The sequence below is a fragment of the Salipiger aestuarii genome, from assembly GCF_003259905.1.
Classification (GTDB): Bacteria; Pseudomonadota; Alphaproteobacteria; order Rhodobacterales; family Rhodobacteraceae; genus Salipiger; species Salipiger aestuarii.
Window position 1 is genome coordinate 1 of the sequence record NZ_QLMG01000113.1, and the last position, 1,858, is coordinate 1,858.

The 1,858-nt window shown below is 59.7% G+C and carries 2 protein-coding genes; one reads left to right on the plus strand and one right to left on the minus strand.

The window, feature by feature from the left end; all coding sequences use genetic code 11:
* Positions 1 to 66 precede the first annotated feature (66 nt).
* The gene (locus tag ATI53_RS22735) at positions 67 to 447 is read right to left on the minus strand and encodes a hypothetical protein (protein WP_111551441.1); all 381 of its coding nucleotides are present in this window, start codon (positions 445 to 447) and stop codon (positions 67 to 69) included.
* A 243-nt stretch (positions 448 to 690) separates the two neighbouring features.
* On the opposite strand from ATI53_RS22735, the gene dusA reads away from it, so the two are divergent.
* Positions 691 to 1,722, plus strand: a complete 1,032-nt coding sequence (gene dusA, locus ATI53_RS22740; protein WP_009504927.1) for a tRNA dihydrouridine(20/20a) synthase DusA — start codon at positions 691 to 693, stop codon at positions 1,720 to 1,722.
* The last annotated feature ends 136 nt before the right edge of the window (positions 1,723 to 1,858 follow it).

Below are 1,858 nucleotides of genomic sequence, written 5' to 3' on the forward strand. Positions count from 1 at the left end.
TTTGCGTTTCGACATCTCTGATCTCCTTCTCGTCGAAGATCAGCAGACTGCAAATCGTAGCTTACGTCACTGTCCGAATTTCGGGGGGTAGCTCAAACAGAAGAAGTCATGATCGTCAGTCTCCTGAACCGCCAGATTGCCGAAGTCGAGGCGCCGGAGGTATGAGAGGTTTGCTGTCTTAGTCTTACCGAACGTGTCGGGCGATGCAGCAACGTACTCGCGGATCACGTCCGCCCAAGTTTTGCGATGCCGTGCGGCAACGGCCTGATCGAGAGCACCCTTGCCCTTCAGGTCACGCTCAGTTTGTCGAACCCACCGCTCAGCAGCTTGCTCGCTCTTGAAGGTCTCCGTCAGGGAAAGAATGACCTTGCCGCCTTTCTTCTTGCGGATAATCGCAGTGTAACTCTTCGCGCCGTCTTTTTTCTCGCGCTTCATGATGGTACCCATTCGGGTCTCCTTTCGTTTCTTCATTGCTGATGTTGAGGAGGTCGATCCATCGCGCTGGGGGCGAACGGGTCTTTGCCCAGGGTTCTCTATCTCGATATGCAGGCGCGGGTAGCGGTGCCGCCTTCACCGAAAACAGGCGGGATGTCGTCGGGGTCGAAGAGCGGTGCAACAATTTGGTTTTGGTGCAACATTTTGTTGCACTACCCCCAAAAATGGGGGCAAAAGGCCCGGAAATAGAGGAAAATGGAACAGATGGCAGAGCGGCCGAATCCAAGAAAACAAGGGAAATCGGATGTAGCCCGCGCCGCACGCCTCTCTGTCGCCCCGATGATGGACTGGACCGACCGGCATTGCAGGTACCTTCATCGGCAGTTGTCGTCCCAGACGCTGCTTTATAGCGAAATGGTCACGGCGCCCGCGCTGGTTCGTGGCGGCGCGGTACATTTGCTTGCCTTCTCGGCGCAAGAGCATCCGGTCGCGCTGCAACTCGGCGGGTCGGATGTCGACGAGCTTGCGCAAGCCGCGCGACTCGGAGAGCAAGCGGGGTATGACCAGATTGATCTCAATTGCGGCTGCCCGTCGGATCGGGTGCAATCGGGCGCTTTCGGGGCCGTATTGATGCAATCGCCCGGGCTGGTTGCCGACTGTGTCGCGGCGATGCGCGAGGCTGTCAATGTCGAGGTCACCGTCAAATGCCGGATTGGCGTTGACGAGCAAGAGCCGCGCGAGGCGCTTCCGGCGTTTCTTGAGGCGATCAGCAACGCCGGATGCGGCCGGGTTGTGATCCATGCGCGCAAGGCATGGCTCAAGGGGTTGAGTCCAAAGGAAAACCGCGATGTCCCGCCGCTCGACTATGCGCTTGTGACCGAGATGAAGCGCGATTTTCCCGACCTGCATATTTCAATTAATGGCGGGATCGCCAGCCTGGATGCGGCGCAGGCGTTGCTGGCGCAGGGGCTTGATGGGGTGATGATCGGGCGGTCGGCCTACCATCAGCCCTGGGATATTCTTGCGGATGCGGACAGGCGGATTTTCGGTTTGGAACGTGCGCCCATATCGCCGGAAACAGCGGTTCGCCGGATGCTGCCATACATCGAAAATCATCTGACGCAAGGCGGGCGCCTGAATCAGGTCACGCGCCATATGCTGGGGCTTTTCGCGGGGCGGCCAGGGGCACGAAGCTGGCGGCGGCTGCTGTCCGAAGAGGCGTCGCGCGATGGCGCGGGGCTGGAAACGATCGAACGGGGTTTGGCGTTTATCAGCGAAGCCGCCTGAACCGCACAGGGCGAGGAAGGCTACATCGCACAATCCCTGGCACGCGGTGTCGCGGGTCAGTATGGGCACGGCTCATGGGCGTAAGCATCCGGCGTAGGCCGCGGTCATGTAGCGAGTTGGCGCTGCGATGTCTGCC

Coding starts and splice junctions, on each gene's coding strand:
- ATI53_RS22735 (WP_111551441.1), bottom strand. CDS start 447: ATGGGTACCATCATGAAGCGCGAGAAAAAAGACGGCGCGAAGAGTTAC.
- dusA (WP_009504927.1), top strand. CDS start 691: ATGGAACAGATGGCAGAGCGGCCGAATCCAAGAAAACAAGGGAAATCG.